At 55.5% G+C, this 14,938-nt stretch carries 20 protein-coding genes; 9 read left to right on the top strand and 11 right to left on the bottom strand.

Annotated elements, in window-relative coordinates:
* Together ribD and nrdR are read right to left on the bottom strand one after the other, a co-directional pair.
* Nucleotides 1-474: bifunctional diaminohydroxyphosphoribosylaminopyrimidine deaminase/5-amino-6-(5-phosphoribosylamino)uracil reductase RibD (ribD, locus tag CW267_RS27540; RefSeq protein ID WP_101148685.1), on the bottom strand; the 474-nt coding region annotated here is incomplete at its 3' end.
* Nucleotides 475-477: 3 nt separating this feature from the next.
* The gene (gene nrdR / locus CW267_RS27535) at nt 478-927 is read right to left on the bottom strand and encodes a transcriptional regulator NrdR (RefSeq protein WP_002890417.1); all 450 of its coding nucleotides are present in this window, start codon (nt 925-927) and stop codon (nt 478-480) included.
* 147 nt (nt 928-1,074) lie between these two features.
* Between nrdR and CW267_RS27530 the strand changes: the two genes are divergently transcribed.
* Both CW267_RS27530 and CW267_RS27525 read left to right on the top strand, forming a co-directional pair.
* Nucleotides 1,075-1,614: a DUF3251 domain-containing protein gene (locus CW267_RS27530; protein WP_008805374.1), complete on the top strand. Its 540-nt coding sequence runs from the start codon at nt 1,075-1,077 to the stop codon at nt 1,612-1,614.
* Nucleotides 1,615-1,914: 300 nt separating this feature from the next.
* Entirely contained in the window at nt 1,915-2,799 is an 885-nt protein-coding gene (locus CW267_RS27525) for a nucleoside-specific channel-forming protein Tsx (RefSeq protein WP_004204836.1), read from the top strand.
* A gap of 42 nt (nt 2,800-2,841) precedes the next feature.
* Here CW267_RS27525 and CW267_RS27520 read toward each other — a convergent pair whose 3' ends face one another.
* The 8 genes from CW267_RS27520 to CW267_RS30960 form a co-directional block, all read right to left on the bottom strand.
* Nucleotides 2,842-3,537, bottom strand: a complete 696-nt coding sequence (locus CW267_RS27520; RefSeq protein ID WP_008805373.1) for a helix-turn-helix transcriptional regulator — start codon at nt 3,535-3,537, stop codon at nt 2,842-2,844.
* Between the two features lie 24 nt (nt 3,538-3,561).
* A complete protein-coding gene (locus CW267_RS27515; RefSeq protein ID WP_032734877.1) occupies nt 3,562-3,927 on the bottom strand; it encodes a VOC family protein in 366 nt (121 codons plus the stop codon).
* 137 nt (nt 3,928-4,064) lie between these two features.
* Nucleotides 4,065-5,036, bottom strand: coding sequence for a protein translocase subunit SecF (gene secF / locus CW267_RS27510; RefSeq protein ID WP_008805371.1), 972 nt, complete (start codon nt 5,034-5,036; stop codon nt 4,065-4,067).
* Between the two features lie 10 nt (nt 5,037-5,046).
* Nucleotides 5,047-6,894, bottom strand: coding sequence for a protein translocase subunit SecD (secD, locus tag CW267_RS27505; RefSeq protein WP_008805370.1), 1,848 nt, complete (start codon nt 6,892-6,894; stop codon nt 5,047-5,049).
* Between the two features lie 26 nt (nt 6,895-6,920).
* Entirely contained in the window at nt 6,921-7,253 is a 333-nt protein-coding gene (gene yajC, locus CW267_RS27500) for a preprotein translocase subunit YajC (protein WP_002890398.1), read from the bottom strand.
* A gap of 22 nt (nt 7,254-7,275) precedes the next feature.
* Nucleotides 7,276-8,403, bottom strand: a complete 1,128-nt coding sequence (tgt, locus tag CW267_RS27495; protein ID WP_002890395.1) for a tRNA guanosine(34) transglycosylase Tgt — start codon at nt 8,401-8,403, stop codon at nt 7,276-7,278.
* A 109-nt stretch (nt 8,404-8,512) separates the two neighbouring features.
* Entirely contained in the window at nt 8,513-9,577 is a 1,065-nt protein-coding gene (gene queA, locus CW267_RS27490; RefSeq protein WP_002890390.1) for a tRNA preQ1(34) S-adenosylmethionine ribosyltransferase-isomerase QueA, read from the bottom strand.
* 64 nt (nt 9,578-9,641) lie between these two features.
* On the bottom strand, nt 9,642-9,758 hold the full coding sequence (locus tag CW267_RS30960) for a hypothetical protein (protein ID WP_004218831.1): 117 nt from the start codon (nt 9,756-9,758) through the stop codon (nt 9,642-9,644).
* Between the two features lie 74 nt (nt 9,759-9,832).
* On the opposite strand from CW267_RS30960, the gene acpH reads away from it, so the two are divergent.
* Both acpH and CW267_RS27480 read left to right on the top strand, forming a co-directional pair.
* The gene (acpH, locus tag CW267_RS27485) at nt 9,833-10,414 is read left to right on the top strand and encodes an ACP phosphodiesterase (protein ID WP_008805369.1); all 582 of its coding nucleotides are present in this window, start codon (nt 9,833-9,835) and stop codon (nt 10,412-10,414) included.
* Between the two features lie 127 nt (nt 10,415-10,541).
* The gene (locus CW267_RS27480; RefSeq protein WP_004178733.1) at nt 10,542-11,144 is read left to right on the top strand and encodes a peroxiredoxin; all 603 of its coding nucleotides are present in this window, start codon (nt 10,542-10,544) and stop codon (nt 11,142-11,144) included.
* Nucleotides 11,145-11,327: 183 nt separating this feature from the next.
* On the opposite strand, the gene CW267_RS31495 is transcribed toward CW267_RS27480, so the two are convergent.
* Complete coding sequence (locus CW267_RS31495; protein WP_227521876.1) at nt 11,328-11,435, bottom strand: hypothetical protein; 108 nt, start codon at nt 11,433-11,435, stop codon at nt 11,328-11,330.
* A gap of 55 nt (nt 11,436-11,490) precedes the next feature.
* Between CW267_RS31495 and CW267_RS27475 the strand changes: the two genes are divergently transcribed.
* From CW267_RS27475 to CW267_RS27455, 5 genes are all read left to right on the top strand, one after another.
* On the top strand, nt 11,491-11,934 hold the full coding sequence (locus CW267_RS27475; RefSeq protein ID WP_008805368.1) for a PTS sugar transporter subunit IIA: 444 nt from the start codon (nt 11,491-11,493) through the stop codon (nt 11,932-11,934).
* Between the two features lie 5 nt (nt 11,935-11,939).
* Nucleotides 11,940-12,227, top strand: coding sequence for a PTS sugar transporter subunit IIB (locus CW267_RS27470; protein ID WP_012968839.1), 288 nt, complete (start codon nt 11,940-11,942; stop codon nt 12,225-12,227).
* 20 nt (nt 12,228-12,247) lie between these two features.
* Nucleotides 12,248-13,639 (top strand): PTS ascorbate transporter subunit IIC, encoded by a 1,392-nt coding sequence (locus tag CW267_RS27465; protein WP_012968840.1) that lies wholly within the window; start codon nt 12,248-12,250, stop codon nt 13,637-13,639.
* Nucleotides 13,640-13,704: 65 nt separating this feature from the next.
* Nucleotides 13,705-14,667: a carbohydrate kinase family protein gene (locus CW267_RS27460; protein ID WP_046620450.1), complete on the top strand. Its 963-nt coding sequence runs from the start codon at nt 13,705-13,707 to the stop codon at nt 14,665-14,667.
* 29 nt (nt 14,668-14,696) lie between these two features.
* Nucleotides 14,697-14,938, top strand: a 242-nt coding sequence (locus CW267_RS27455; RefSeq protein WP_413773663.1) for a class II fructose-bisphosphate aldolase, incomplete at its 3' end; no start/stop codon positions are given.

Genomic DNA, 14,938 nt, shown 5'->3' with positions numbered 1-14,938 from the left:
GTCCAGCGAGGCGCCCAGCTTCAGCTGCACCCAGGGAAAACCGGTGCGCATCCGCTTCAGGAAGCCCTTATTCAGCGCTTCCGCTTCGTTCATCATCAGCCCGTGGCTGACGTCAATACCGGCCTGCTGCAGACGATACAGACCGCGCCCCGCCACCTGCGGGTTTGGGTCTTGCATCGCAGCGACCACGCGGCTAACGCCGGCGGCGATCAACGCATCGCAGCACGGCGGCGTACGGCCATGGTGGCTGCAGGGCTCAAGGGTGACGTAGGCGGTGGCGCCCTGCGCCTTTTCGCCGGCCATGCGGAGCGCGTGCACTTCAGCATGCGGCTCGCCGGCGCGATAGTGAAAGCCCTCGCCGACGATTTCGCCGTCTTTCACAATGACGCAGCCGACATTAGGGTTAGGATGGGTGGTAAAGCGTCCGCGCGTGGCAAGCTTCAGCGCTCGCGCCATGTACATTTCGTCCTGCATGGCTTAGTCCTGTAAGCGGGCGATCTCTTCGCCGAATTCTTTGATGTCTTCAAAGCTGCGATAGACCGACGCAAAGCGAATATAGGCGACTTTATCCAGCTTTTTCAGCTGCTCCATCACCAGATTGCCAATCATTTTGCTGGCCACTTCGCGCTCGCCGGTGCCGCGCAGATGGGTTTTGATATGGTTGACCGCCATTTCCACGTCATCGGCGCTAACCGGACGTTTCTCCAGCGCTTTCAGCATCCCGCTGCGCAGCTTGTCTTCGTTGAAGGGTTCACGCACATCGTTACTCTTCACCACCCGGGGCATCACCAGCTCCGCCACTTCGAAGGTGGTAAAGCGTTCATTACAGACCAGGCACTGCCGACGGCGACGCACGGAAGAGCCTTCCCCCACCAGACGAGAGTCGATCACTTTGGTATCCACGGCGAAACAGAAAGGGCAATGCATAGCGCGTCCTGACAGGTAGTTAAACTGAAGGGTAGTTTACCGCGAAGTGACCTGACTACAAAGAAAGAGCTTTTGAGACAAAGGATCTATGAGAGAGGCAGGCGGTTTGGCTACCATTAAGCATCCTCTGCAAACGGAATCCTGACCATGACAAGACGTTACCTGAAACTCGCCATCGCGGGCAGCCTGTTTACCCTGACCGCCTGCGCCCAGCAAAGCGAAATCCGCCAGATGCACCAGAGCGTGAGTACCCTGAGCCAGGAGATGACCCAGCTCAATCAGCAAACGATCAAAATCACCCAACAAAACGCGCTGAACGCCAAATCCACCCGCGGCGTCTATCTGCTGCCGGAGGCCAAAACCCCGGCGCGGCTGGAGAGCCAGATCGGCACCCTGCGCATGTCGGTGGGCAGCATTACGCCGGACGGCGACGGGTCACGCCTGACTTTACGCATTCAGGGTGAATCCAACGATCCGCTGCCGGCCTTTACCGCCACCGTCGCCTCCGGGCAGATCACCGGCACCACCCACAGCTATCAGGAAGTCAATGTTCAGGATCAGCTGATTAGCGCCCCGGCCAGCATCCTCGCCCCCAGCGATGTGGATATCCCGTTGCGTCTGAACGTGACGCCCGACAAAGTCGGTTTTATTCGCGTCCACGATATCCAGCCCGCCGCCGCACAGTAAATCTTCACGCCGGGCCCTGCCCCGCCCGGCTACCTCCAGCTCCGTCTTTCTTATCCACTTACAACTTTTCACAAGAGTTCATTAGAAATCGTTCTGTATGGCGATTTTCAGTAGCATTTTGTCAAGAAATGCATAGAATCGTGAACGCAATCGATTACGCATGTTCTGGTTATGTGAAACAACACGTATTTTTGTGAGCAATGATTCCTATAATAGACCCCCACAGAAAGACGAAATATTTAGAAACGCTTCGGCACTTCTTTTAACGCCTTCAGGCTCAATTTAAACAGTGGCATTACTATGAAAAAAACATTACTGGCAGCGGGTGCGGTTGTGGCGCTCTCCACTTCTTTTACTGCGGGCGCGGCAGAAAACGATAAACCGCAGTACCTGTCTGACTGGTGGCACCAGAGTGTTAACGTGGTGGGCAGCTACCACACCCGTTTTGGACCGCAGATCCGTAACGATACCTACCTGGAATATGAAGCGTTCGCCAAAAAAGACTGGTTTGATTTCTACGGCTATATCGATGCCCCGGTATTCTTCGGCGGCAACAGCACGGCAAAAGGTATCTGGAACAACGGCTCGCCGCTGTTTATGGAGATCGAACCGCGTTTCTCTATCGATAAGCTGACCAATACCGATCTGAGCTTCGGGCCGTTCAAAGAGTGGTACTTCGCGAACAACTATATCTACGATATGGGCCGTAACGACTCTCAGGAGCAGAGCACCTGGTATATGGGTCTGGGTACCGATATCGATACCGGCCTGCCGATGAGCCTGTCACTGAACGTCTACGCCAAATACCAGTGGCAGAACTACGGCGCGTCCAACGAAAACGAGTGGGACGGCTACCGCTTCAAAGTGAAATACTTCGTGCCGCTGACCGACCTGTGGGGCGGCTCGCTGAGCTACATCGGTTTCACCAACTTCGACTGGGGTTCTGATCTCGGCGATGACAACTTCTACGATCTGAACGGGAAGCACGCGCGCACCAGCAACTCCATCGCCTCCAGCCACATCCTGGCGTTGAACTACGCGCACTGGCACTACTCGGTGGTGGCCCGTTACTTCCATAACGGCGGCCAGTGGGCTGACGATGCCAAGCTGAACTTCGGCGATGGCGATTTCAGCGTCCGCTCGACCGGCTGGGGTGGTTACTTCGTGGTAGGTTACAACTTCTAATTGCGGATACAGCAAGACAGCGCCCGGGCCAGCCGGGCGTTTTTATTTCTCCCACACGTCGCACCGCACTTTGCGCAGAAAATCGCTTAACGAGCGATCGGCACACTCGCTGAATCGACGCTCGGTCGCCCTGACCGCCAGACAACGGTCGAGGCGAAAGTTACGATAATCATTACGCAGCTCGCACCAGGCCACCAGCAGCCAGCGCTCCCCCCAGAAAAACAGCCCCAGCGGCAGCACGTCGCGCTCGGTTACCCGGCCAGACTCATCCTGATAGCGCAACTGCAGCACCTGCTGGCCGGAGACCGCCTGATGAATGACGTCAAAATAGGTTTTGGCATAACGATGGGCACCGAGATCGGGGGCAAACAGGCGGGTCTGCTCCGCCTGGCGCCGGCGCGCCTCCGGCAGGATCGCCAGCATCTTCTCCTGGGCGGATTCCAGCGATTGCGACAGCGCCTCACCGCCCCAGGTTTTCAGCAACCGAATCGCGGCGATCAGCGCTTCGGATTCTTTGGTGGTCAGCATCAGCGGCGGCAGATCGTAGCCCGCCAGCAGGCGATAACCACTCCCCGCCTCGCCCTCCACCGGCACGCCGGAGAGGGAGAGATCGCGAATATCGCGATACACGGTGCGCTCCGACACGCCCAACCGCTCCGCCAGCAGCGCGGCGGTAGTGAGCCGCCTGCCGCGCAGGATCTGCACAATCTGAAATAAACGGTCGGCGCGTCGGGTCATGTCTCACTTCACAAAACGTTTAGGTTAAGCCGGCTGGTGCAGGCCGACGCGGTTGCCCTCGCTGTCAGTAAACAGCGCGATGGTGCCAATATCATTCGGCAGCGTCAGCGGCCCGAAAACACACGCCCCACCCGCCGAGGCAATGCGGTCCAGGGTGGCGGCAAGATGGTCTGTATGCAGGTAAATAATAGCGCCCTGCACTGAAGGGGCGATACCCTCAAATTTGGCCAACGCGCCGCCAGGGGCCGGATCCTGATGCGGGAACACCGCCAGCTCGGCGCAGTCCATGGTTTCGCGACGCAGCGTCACCTGCATCACCGGCTCATAAAACGCGACGGCGCGATCCATATCGGCGACCGGAATTTCAAACCAGTTAATCACGTTATTCATACTTCCTCCTGCTCGTTAGTGAGTTCAGAAGGAGTGTATGGGAGGGCTCCTGACAGCATACTGTCAGCAGGTTTTATCGCGGACAAAAAAAATCCCGGCCGCCTGGGCCGGGATGGCTTTATCTCAACTGAACCGGATTACGGCAGAATAGACGGCTGGTCCGCCCCTTCTTTTTCGACCTTCTGCTGCAGCAGATGCTCGCGCTTCATACCCAGTTTCAACGCCAGCGCAGAGGCGACGTAGATAGAGGAAGCCGTACCGATGGAGACACCGATCAGCATGGTCAGCGAGAAGCCTTCCAGAATCGGGCCGCCGAACAGGAACAGCATCAGGATCACCATCAGGGTGGTCCCGGAGGTGATCAAGGTACGGTGCAGCGTCTGGGTCAACGACACGTTGAAGATCTCGTACGGCGTACCGCGGCGGATCTTACGGAAGTTTTCACGGATACGGTCCGATACCACAATACTGTCGTTCAGCGAGTAGCCGATAACCGACATCAACGAGGCCACAATGGTCAGGTCGATCTCGATATGGAACAGCGACAGTACGCCCATGGTGATCACCACATCGTGCGCCAGGGCGATAACCACCCCGGCAGCCAGACGCCATTCGAAGCGGAAGCCGACGTAGATCAGGATACAGACCAGCGCGGCAATCAGCGCCAGGGCGCCAGTTTGCGCGAGGTCCGCGCCGACGCTCGGGCCGACAAACTCAATTCGCTTCACCGCCGCATTCTGGCTGGTCGATTCGTTAATCACCGTCACGACCTTGCTGCCCAGTTCCTGGCTGACGTTGGCGTCATGCACCGGCGGCATACGTACCATGATGTCGCGGCTGCTGCCAAAGTTCTGCACCTGCGGCTCTTCAAAGCCCGCTTTCTGCAGGGAGTCGCGCATCTGGTCCAGATCGACCGGCTTCTCAAGGGTAATCTCGATCACCGTACCGCCGGTGAAATCGAGCCCCCAGTTAAAGCCGCGGACGCCGATGATGGCGATCGACACAATCAGCAGAAAACCTGAAATGCCGAAGGCCCAGTAGTCCCAGCGCATAAAGTCCCAGACTTTACGGCCGTGGTTCAATTGTTCAACAGTATATTCCTGTGCCACAACGCACTCCTCAGATAGACAGCTTTTTAACGCGCTTGCCGCCGTACAGCAGGTTCACGATGGCACGGGTGCCGACGATAGCGGTAAACATTGAGGTCGCGATACCGATACCGGTGGTAATCGCAAACCCTTTAATGGCACCGGTACCGACCGCGTACAGGATGATCACTTTGATAAGCGTCGTCACGTTGGCGTCGAAGATCGAGCTGAACGCGCCGCGATAACCTTCGTCAATCGCCTGCTGAACGGTACGCCCGTTGCTCAGCTCTTCTTTGATACGCTCGTTGATCAGAACGTTAGCATCGACCGCCACCGCAAGGGTTAACACGATACCCGCGATGCCCGGCATGGTCAGCGTCGCCCCCGGGATCAGGGACATAATGCCGACAATCAGCACCAGGTTGGCAATCAGCGCCGAGGTCGCAATCAGACCGAACTTCTTATAGAAGAGGATCATGAACAGGATAGAGACCACCAGGCCGGCCAGACAGGCTTCCAGACCCTGCTTGATGTTCTGCATACCAAGGGTTGGGCCGATAGTCCGCTCTTCGACGATCTGAATCGGGGCAATCAGCGCACCGGCACGCAGCAGCAGCGACAGCTGGCGTGCTTCGTTCGGGTTGCTGATACCGGTGATACGGAAGCTGTTACCCAGACGCGACTGGATGTTGGCGATGTTAATCACCTCTTCCTCTTTCGCCAGGATAGCGCGACCGTTAGCGTCTTTCTTACCGCTGTCTTTATACTCCACGAACAGGGTCGCCATCGGCTTACCGATATTGTCCTTGGTGAAGTTAGACATGATATTACCGCCCGCGCTGTCCAGCGAGATGTTGACCTGCGGCTGGTTGTACTCATCCATGCTGGAGGTCGAGTCGGTGATATGGTCACCGGTCAGGATCACTCGCTTGTACAGCACCACCGGCTGGCCTTCACGCGTCTCTTTCACTTCCGAGTCGCCCGGCACGCGGCCAGAGGCAGCGGCGGACTGGTCCACGTTGGTATTGACCAGACGGAACTCGAGGGTCGCGGTTGCGCCAAGGATCTCTTTCGCCCGCGCGGTATCCTGGATACCCGGCAGCTCAACCACGATGCGGTCAGCACCCTGACGCTGAACCAGCGGTTCGGCGACGCCCAGCTGGTTCACACGGTTACGCAGAATGTTAATGTTCTGCTGAACCGCGTACTCACGGGCTTCTTTCAGGCGCTCATCGGTCATCACCGCTTTCAGGCTGTTGTCACCCTGAGAGGAAATAACCAGATCGCGATGGCGAGGGCTGAGATAAGAGATAGCCTGGTCGCGCGCCGCGCTGTCGCGGAAGACGATGCTCAGACCATAGTTGTCTTCCTTGCGCACGGTCGCGTAAGGAATGCCTTTGTCACGCAGTTCGCTGCGCAGGCTGTCGATGTTCTGTTCCTGCAGCTTGCCTAACGCGGTGTCCATGTCGACTTCCATCAGGAAGTGCACGCCGCCGCGCAGATCAAGACCCAGCTTCATTGGCTCGGCATAGAGTGCCGCCAGCCAGCGTGGGGTTGCCGGAGCAAGGTTTAGCGCCACGACGTATTTGTCACCCAGCACGGTAAGCAGCGCTTCACGCGCACGCAGCTGGGTATCAGTGGTGTCGAAGCGCGCAAGAATAGCGCCCTCTTCCAGTGCCACAGACTTCGCGGTTATTTTTTCTTCTTGTAAAGTTTTCTGGACCTGGATCAGCGTTTGCTCACTGGCGGCGACGCCGCGCGCGCCAGTGATTTGAACAGCCGGATCCTCACCATACAGGTTGGGAAGCGCATAGATCAGGCCGACGACAATGACGACGACCAGCATGACGTACTTCCACAAAGGATAACGGTTTAACACGGCAGTTCCCTTTGGGAAAAGTTAGATTACAGCGCCTTCATGGTGCCTTTCGGCAGAACGGCAGCAACGAAGTCACGTTTGATAACCACTTCAGTGGTATCGTTCAGCGCGATAGCAATGTAGCCAGTTTCCGCTACTTTGGTCACGCGACCGACCAGACCGCCGTTGGTCAGCACTTCATCACCTTTGGCGATGGAGTTCATCAGGTTCTTGTGTTCCTTGGTGCGCTTCTGCTGTGGACGCAGGATCATGAAGTAAAAAATCAGACCGAACACCACCAGCATCAGAATCAGAGACATCGGGCTGCCCTGCGCCGGTGCACCCGTTGCCGCTACCGCATCAGAAATAAAAAAGCTCATTGAAATTCCCTCATTATTAAAATTAATCAACGTTCAAAGGAGGCACGGTGCGCCCCTGACGTTGGTAAAAATCGGTCACGAAGCTCTCTAATTTACCCTCTTCGATAGCCTTGCGTAAACCAGCCATTAAACGCTGATAGTAGCGCAGGTTATGAATGGTATTGAGACGCGCGCCCAATATTTCGTTGCAACGGTCGAGGTGATGCAAGTAAGCGCGTGAATAATTGCGACATGTATAGCAATCACACTCGGCGTCCAGCGGTGCGGTATCGCTTTTGTGCTTCGCGTTGCGGATTTTCACCACGCCGTCGGTGACGAACAGGTGGCCGTTACGCGCGTTGCGCGTCGGCATGACGCAGTCGAACATATCGATACCGCGACGTACCCCTTCCACCAGATCTTCCGGCTTCCCGACGCCCATCAGGTATCGTGGTTTATCGGCCGGGATCTGCGGGCAGACGTGCTCCAGAATACGGTGCATGTCTTCCTTCGGCTCACCGACCGCCAAACCGCCGACAGCGTAGCCATCAAAGCCAATCTCTACCAGACCTTTCACCGAGATATCACGTAAATCTTCGTAAACGCTGCCCTGAATGATGCCGAACAGCGCATTTTTATTGCCAAGGCTATCGAAACGGTCACGGCTGCGCTTGGCCCAGCGCAGAGACATTTCCATCGAGCGCTTGGCGTAATCCCAGTCTGCCGGGTACGGCGTACATTCGTCGAAGATCATCACGATGTCGGAACCGAGATCGTATTGAATCTCCATCGATTTTTCCGGATCGAGGAAAATAGGATCGCCGTTGATCGGGTTGCGGAAATGGACGCCCTGCTCGGTGATCTTACGGATATCGCCAAGGCTGAACACCTGGAAGCCGCCGGAGTCGGTAAGGATCGGTCCTTTCCACTGCATAAAATCGTGCAGATCGCCATGCAGCTTCATGATCTCCTGACCCGGGCGCAGCCACAGGTGGAAGGTGTTGCCGAGAATAATCTGCGCGCCGGTGGCTTCCACTTCTTCCGGCGTCATCCCTTTGACGGTGCCGTAGGTGCCAACGGGCATAAAGGCCGGTGTTTCCACCACGCCGCGCTCAAACACCAGGCGACCGCGGCGGGCGCGACCGTCGGTGGTATCCAGTTCAAATTTCATGCTTGCTCCTGCGTCAGAAAAACAGTCCGACGTTTTCATACTCGCCACGGAATGATTCCGTGGCTAAAAAATGCGTCATGGCGTCCAAAACGCCGGCGGGCCGGCCTTGTCAGGGACGCTCAGAAATAGCCTGCGGATTGTACGTGATAAACATCGCATCCCCGTAGCTAAAAAAGCGATATTTCTGCTCCACCGCCACCTTATAGGCGTTCATGGTGTGCTGATAACCCGCAAACGCCGACACCAGCATAATCAGTGTGGATTCAGGGAGATGGAAGTTGGTTACCAGCGCATCGATCACCTGGTACTGATAACCCGGGTAGATGAAAATCTGCGTATCGTCGAAGAACGGCGCGATCAGGGCGTCTTTCGCCGCCTGCGCCGCGCTCTCCAGCGAGCGTACCGAGGTGGTGCCTACCGCAATCACGCGGTTGCCGCGCGCTTTCGCCGCCAGCACCGCATCGACCACCTCCTGCGGCACTTCCGCATATTCAGAGTGCATGGTGTGCTCTTCAATGCTGTCGACGCGCACCGGCTGGAAAGTCCCCGCCCCCACGTGCAGGGTGACAAACGCCATCTCAACGCCTTTGGCGCGCAGTTTGTCCAGCAGCGGTTCGTCGAAGTGCAGACCGGCGGTCGGGGCGGCTACCGCGCCCGGCCTGGTGCCGTAGACGGTTTGATAGAGTTCGCGATCAGCGTCTTCGTCCGGGCGGTCAATGTAGGGCGGCAGCGGCATATGGCCGATCCCGTTGAGGATCTCCAGCACCGGACGCTCGTCGTTAAATTCCACTTCAAACAGCGCGCCATGACGCGCCAGCATCGTGGCCTTAATGCTCTCGTCATCGCCCAGCAGCAGCTCGGCGCCCGGCTTCGGCGCTTTTGAGGCGCGAATATGGGCCAGGATGCGCTTATCATCCAGCATCCGCTCCACCAGCACTTCAATCTTGCCGCCGCTGGCCTTGCGGCCGAACAGACGCGCCGGGATCACCCGGGTGTTGTTAAACACCAGCAGATCGCCGGGATTGAGCTTATCGAGGATGTCGGTGAAGGTGCCATGCGTCAGCGCGCCCGTCGGCCCGTCCAGGGAGAGCAGGCGGCAGCTGCTGCGCTCAGGCATCGGATAGTGGGCGATCAGAGATTCGGGTAGTTCAAAAGCAAAATCGGTAACGCGCATGACGGTAACTCAGACTGAATAAAGAGGCGGGTAGTCTAGTGCCGGGGCGTTCCGCCTGCAACCTTTACCCCTCCGGATGAATGACATAATCTATATTCCAAATCATTCCGAATGCCGCCATGCGGCAACCGAATGCCTTACCGGTGGCAAAGGTGCCGCGCGCAGCCAGGCAGCATGCCATGCGGACACCGAGGCGCCGTTCAGCGCAACATCGGTGATTCCACCTGCCCGCTCGTATTTAAAGGATGTCGTTTTATGAATTTTCTCGCCCACCTGCACCTCGCCCATCTCGCCGACAGCTCGCTGCCCGGCAACCTGATGGCCGATTTTGTGCGCGGCAACCCGCAGGGCGACTATCCGGCGGAGATCATCGACGGCATCTATATGCATCGCCGGATTGACGTGATGACTGACAACCTGGCGGAAGTCAAAGAGGCGCGGGAGTGGTTTCGCCCGCAAACCCGTCGCGTCGCCCCCATCACCCTCGATGTCATGTGGGATCATTTCCTGTCGCAGCACTGGGCGCAGCTCTCCCCTGACCTGCCGCTGGACGAGTTCGTGCGCTACGCCGAGCAGCAGATCGTCCCCATCCTGCCCGACTCGCCGCCACGCTTCGTCAATCTGAATCAGTACCTGTGGTCGGAGCGCTGGCTGGAGCGCTATCAGGAGATGGATTTTATTCAGCGCGTGCTTAACGGCATGGCCAGCCGCCGTCCGCGTCTCGACGCCCTACGCGATTCCTGGCAGGATCTGGATACCCACTACGACCAGCTGGAGGGGCAGTTCTGGCGCTTTTATCCGCAAATGATGCGCCTGGCAGAAAACAAACAGCTGTAATAGCCACGTGATTGATAGGTAAAAGCTGGCTGAACGATTGTTAGCGCCTCTTTGTGTTATTAGCGGCCAGGCTCTATACTTGCCCGCGTTGCGTTCCAAATAACCTTAGTAATTACAGGAGAATCAAATGGTTCTGGTCACTCGTCAAGCGCCGGATTTTACTGCAGCCGCTGTGCTGGGTAATGGTGAGATCGTTGAGAAATTCAATTTCAAACAGCACACCAACGGTAAACCTACCGTTCTGTTCTTCTGGCCGATGGACTTTACTTTCGTGTGCCCGTCTGAGCTGATCGCGTTCGACAAACGTTACGAAGAATTCCAGAAACGCGGCGTGGAAGTGGTTGGCGTTTCCTTCGATTCCGAGTTCGTTCACAACGCATGGCGTAACACCCCGGTAGACCAGGGCGGTATCGGCCCGGTTAAATACGCGATGGTTGCTGACATCAAACGTGAAATCCAGAAAGCTTACGGTATCGAGCATCCGGACGAAGGCGTAGCGCTGCGCGGCTCTTTCCTGATCGACGCTAACGGCGTGGTACGCCACCAGGTGGTTAACGACCTGCCGCTGGGCCGTAACATCGACGAAATGCTGCGTATGGTTGATGCGCTGCAGTTCCACGAAGAGCACGGCGAAGTCTGCCCGGCGCAGTGGGAAAAAGGAAAAGAAGGTATGGCTGCTTCTCCGGAAGGCGTAGCAAAATACCTGACCGAAAACGTCTCCAGCCTGTAATCGGCACGCGTTTTAATAAAAGGCTCGCTCAGGCGGGCCTTTTTTGTTAGCGGTGTCAAAATTTAAGAAAATGACCCGCCGATATTTGTGACCAGAGATACACTTCTGCCGAAAAAATTCGCCCTACCTCTCACTTTTTCTCTGTCAAATTTCAGCGTCAAAATACAAAGCCTTCATAACCCACTAAAAAATAAATAAATTATTTATATCGTTTTCTGCCGGTACTTTGCCGTCGATGTGATCCCCATCAATATTTAAAACCCCGGATGTGATCTCATCCATCATTTTCATCAATGTATTTAGTCATGATTTTACTCAGGAACAGGAATACGTTCAGGAGCTGAGGATGGAAATTATTTTTGACCCGTCGTTAATCGCCCTTAAGCAGAATATTTCCCGTGCGGAAGAGGCCATCGAACTGGCGGGTTTATTACTCGCCAGGCGTCAGATTTGCAGCGCCGAATATGTCAACGAGATGCTGACGGTATATGAAGATTTCGGCGCCGCTATCGTCATAGACGACGGGATTGCCATGCCGCACGCCCGGCCGGAAAAAGGGGCATTGCAAACCGGATTTTCGCTTGTCACCACCGCCACGCCAATCTCCTTCGGCCACGATGAGTTCGATCCGGTTACCGTGATCATCGCTATCGCCGGCGCGGACGCTGACAGTCATATCAAAATGATCCAACTGATAGCCTCGCTGATCGAGTCAGATATTGTGACCTTCCTTCAGCAGGAAAATGACGTGAATTCAGTCTTACATTTCATCCAAAAACAAATGGAGTAGTCATTATGTTAGTTATCAGAACAGTTTGTGGTAACGGTATTGGCAGTTCATTGATGGCTGCGAATAATGTCAAAAAGATCTGTGAAGAATTAGGTATCAAAGCGGACGTCGCCTCGGTCGATTTTGCTAACGCCGTCGGCGAAAAAGCCGACCTTTACGTCACGATCAAAGAACTGGCAAATCAATTTCCAGCCCACTGTCATGTCGCCATCATTCGCAGCTATGTCCATAAAGCGAAAATCGCCGAGGATATTACCGACGCGCTGACCAAAATTGCGGCGAATCACTCTTAATTAACATAGAGGGAACGACCATGCAGGCTATTCTTAGTTTCTTAGCGGAAATATTCAGTCAACCTGCTTTTTTAATGGGGCTGATTGCTTTTGTCGGTTTAGTGGCGCTGCGCTCCCCCGGTAACAAACTCCTTACCGGCACATTAAAACCGATTCTAGGCTATTTAATGTTGAGCGCTGGCGCAGGCGTTATCGTTGCCAATCTCAACCCGCTGGGCGGTATTATCGAGGCCGGGTTTAATATCCGCGGCGTTATTCCAAACAATGAAGCCATTGTCTCCGTCGCCCAGAAGATGCTGGGCGTGGAAACCATGAGTATTTTGCTGTTAGGCTTTATTTTCAACCTGATTATCGCCCGCTGTACCAAGTATAAATATATCTTTCTGACCGGCCATCACTCGTTCTTCCTCGCCTGCCTGTTTTCCGCTGTCCTGCAGGCGGCGGAGTTCCATGGCTGGATGTTGATCCTGATCGGCGGATTCCTGCTGGGGTCATGGTCGGCCATCTCCCCCGCGATTGGTCAGCGTTACACCAAGCAGGTCACGGAAGACGGTGGGATCGCCATGGGTCATTTCGGCTCCCTCGGCTACTACCTCTCGGCATGGATCGCCAGCCGGACCGGCAATCCGGCAAATTCCTTCGCGGATACCGAAATTTCAGAAAAGTGGGGCTTTCTGCGCGATACCACCGTCACCACCGGTATCGTGATGTTTGTTATCTACTTTATCTGCAGCGCTGTCGCCGGGTCGGCATACCTGAGCACCATCACCGACCAAAACATGCTGATCTTCTCGGTGCTGACCGGCCTGCAGTTCGCCGTTGGCGTGGCCATTGTGTACAACGGTGTGCGGCTGATCCTCGGCGATCTGGTGCCGGCATTCCAGGGCATCAGCCAGAAGCTGATCCCGGACTCCATCCCGGCCGTTGACTGCGCGGTATTCTTCACCTTTAGCCCCACCGCCGTGGTGGTGGGATTCATCAGTTCCTTCGTGGGCGGGCTGGTCGGGATGCTCTTGCTCGGCGGGCTGGGCATGGCGCTGATTATTCCCGGCATGGTGCCGCACTTCTTCTGCGGCGGCACGTCCGGCGTCTTCGCCGACAAGCTGGGCGGCAAGCGCGGATGTATCATCGCCTCCTTTATCGGGGGGATCTTCCTCGCCTTCCTGCCGGCGATGCTGCTGCCGGCGCTCGGCAACCTCGGGTTTGAAAACAGCACCTTCGCCGATTTCGACTTCGCGGTATGGGGCATCATTATCGGTAACGCCTTCACCCAGTTTGGCCAGGTCACTATCTACCTGATTTGTCTGGTGCTGCTCGTCGCGCTGCTGGCGCCTTTCTGTTTCCGTCACGTACGGGTGGTTGGCGATACGCTCAGCTATGAGGAGCTCACGGCGAAGCAGAAAAATGAATAAGCGACGTCATTTTTCCCGGCGGGGAGGTCAGGCTTCCCGCCGCTGACCAATAATCAGGAGTGGTTATGGCTATTTTGTCCATTGGATTTGCTTGTTTCGATCAGTTTTTCTTTCTCAATGAATGGCCTCAGGAGAATACCAAAAACTTTTGTCATGATTTTATAGAAAGCGGCGGCGGCCCAGCGGCCAATGCGGCATGGCTGCTGGGATTATGGGGTGAGGAAGTCTATTACATTGGTCATCTGCATCAGGACCTTTACGGTCAGCGCATTATCGATGAGTTTGCCGAAGCGGGCGTGGATACCAGCCAGGTGGTTTTTTCCGATGACATGATCACTCCGCTGGCCTCGGTGCTGGTCAATCGCTTAACGGGTTCGCGGACGATTATTACCCGCAAGATGCAAACGCCACCTTCCCTGACCTACGATCAAAAGCTCAAACTGGACGACCTCGCCGAGCGGCTGATTGCCAGCGAGGAGCCGGTCACCATTTTAATTGACGGCCATGAGGCAGAAATCAGTGAATATTTAATTAAGAAACTGCCCCACGCCAAAGTCGTGATGGACGGGGGTTCACTGCGTGCCAGCAATATTAAACTGGCGGCCTGTACTGACTATTTTGTCGTAAGCGAACATTTTGCCCGCGATTATATGAGCTATCGTTCACTGAGCACCGAAGCAGACATTAAAACGGCCCTGATTGAACTGAATAAAATTTGCCGCGGCGAGGCGTTTATCACCCTTGGCGAAAAAGGCTGCGCCTTCTTAAAGAGCGGTATGCTGCAGATCGTCCCGTCCTGGCTGTGCAATGCCGTTGATACCACCGGCGCCGGGGATGTTTTTCACGGTGCCTTTACCTATGGCGTCCATTATTCGTGGCATATAGATAATATTATTTTATTTGCCAGCCTGACCGCCGCTATTTCTATTGAGAAAAAAGGGGTACGGGAATCGATGCCGGATCTGGCGGTCGTCCACCACTCGCTAAATAGCTACGAGAGAAATTTAAAGCAATATTTTGAAGAATAACTGCGTTTAATAAATATCAAGAGGTGAATATGTTAGTGTCGATGAAGGACATGCTTCAGCATGCCCTAAAGAACGGTTACGCCGTCGGTCAGTTCAACATTAATAATCTGGAATGGGTCGGCGCCGTATTAAGCACCGCCCAGCAGTGCCGCTCACCGGTTATTTTGGGCGTGTCCGGCGGCACGGTTAAGCATATGCTCGGGCTAAAATGTATTCATGATATTGTGGTTAATGCCATAGATTATTTACATATTGATATTCCGGTGGCTCT

It is taken from the genome of Klebsiella sp. X1-16S-Nf21, from assembly GCF_002837615.1.
GTDB lineage: Bacteria > Pseudomonadota > Gammaproteobacteria > Enterobacterales > Enterobacteriaceae > Klebsiella > Klebsiella variicola.
Note: the sequence above shows the minus strand (reverse complement) of the source record. Positions and strands in the feature narration are given on the sequence as shown.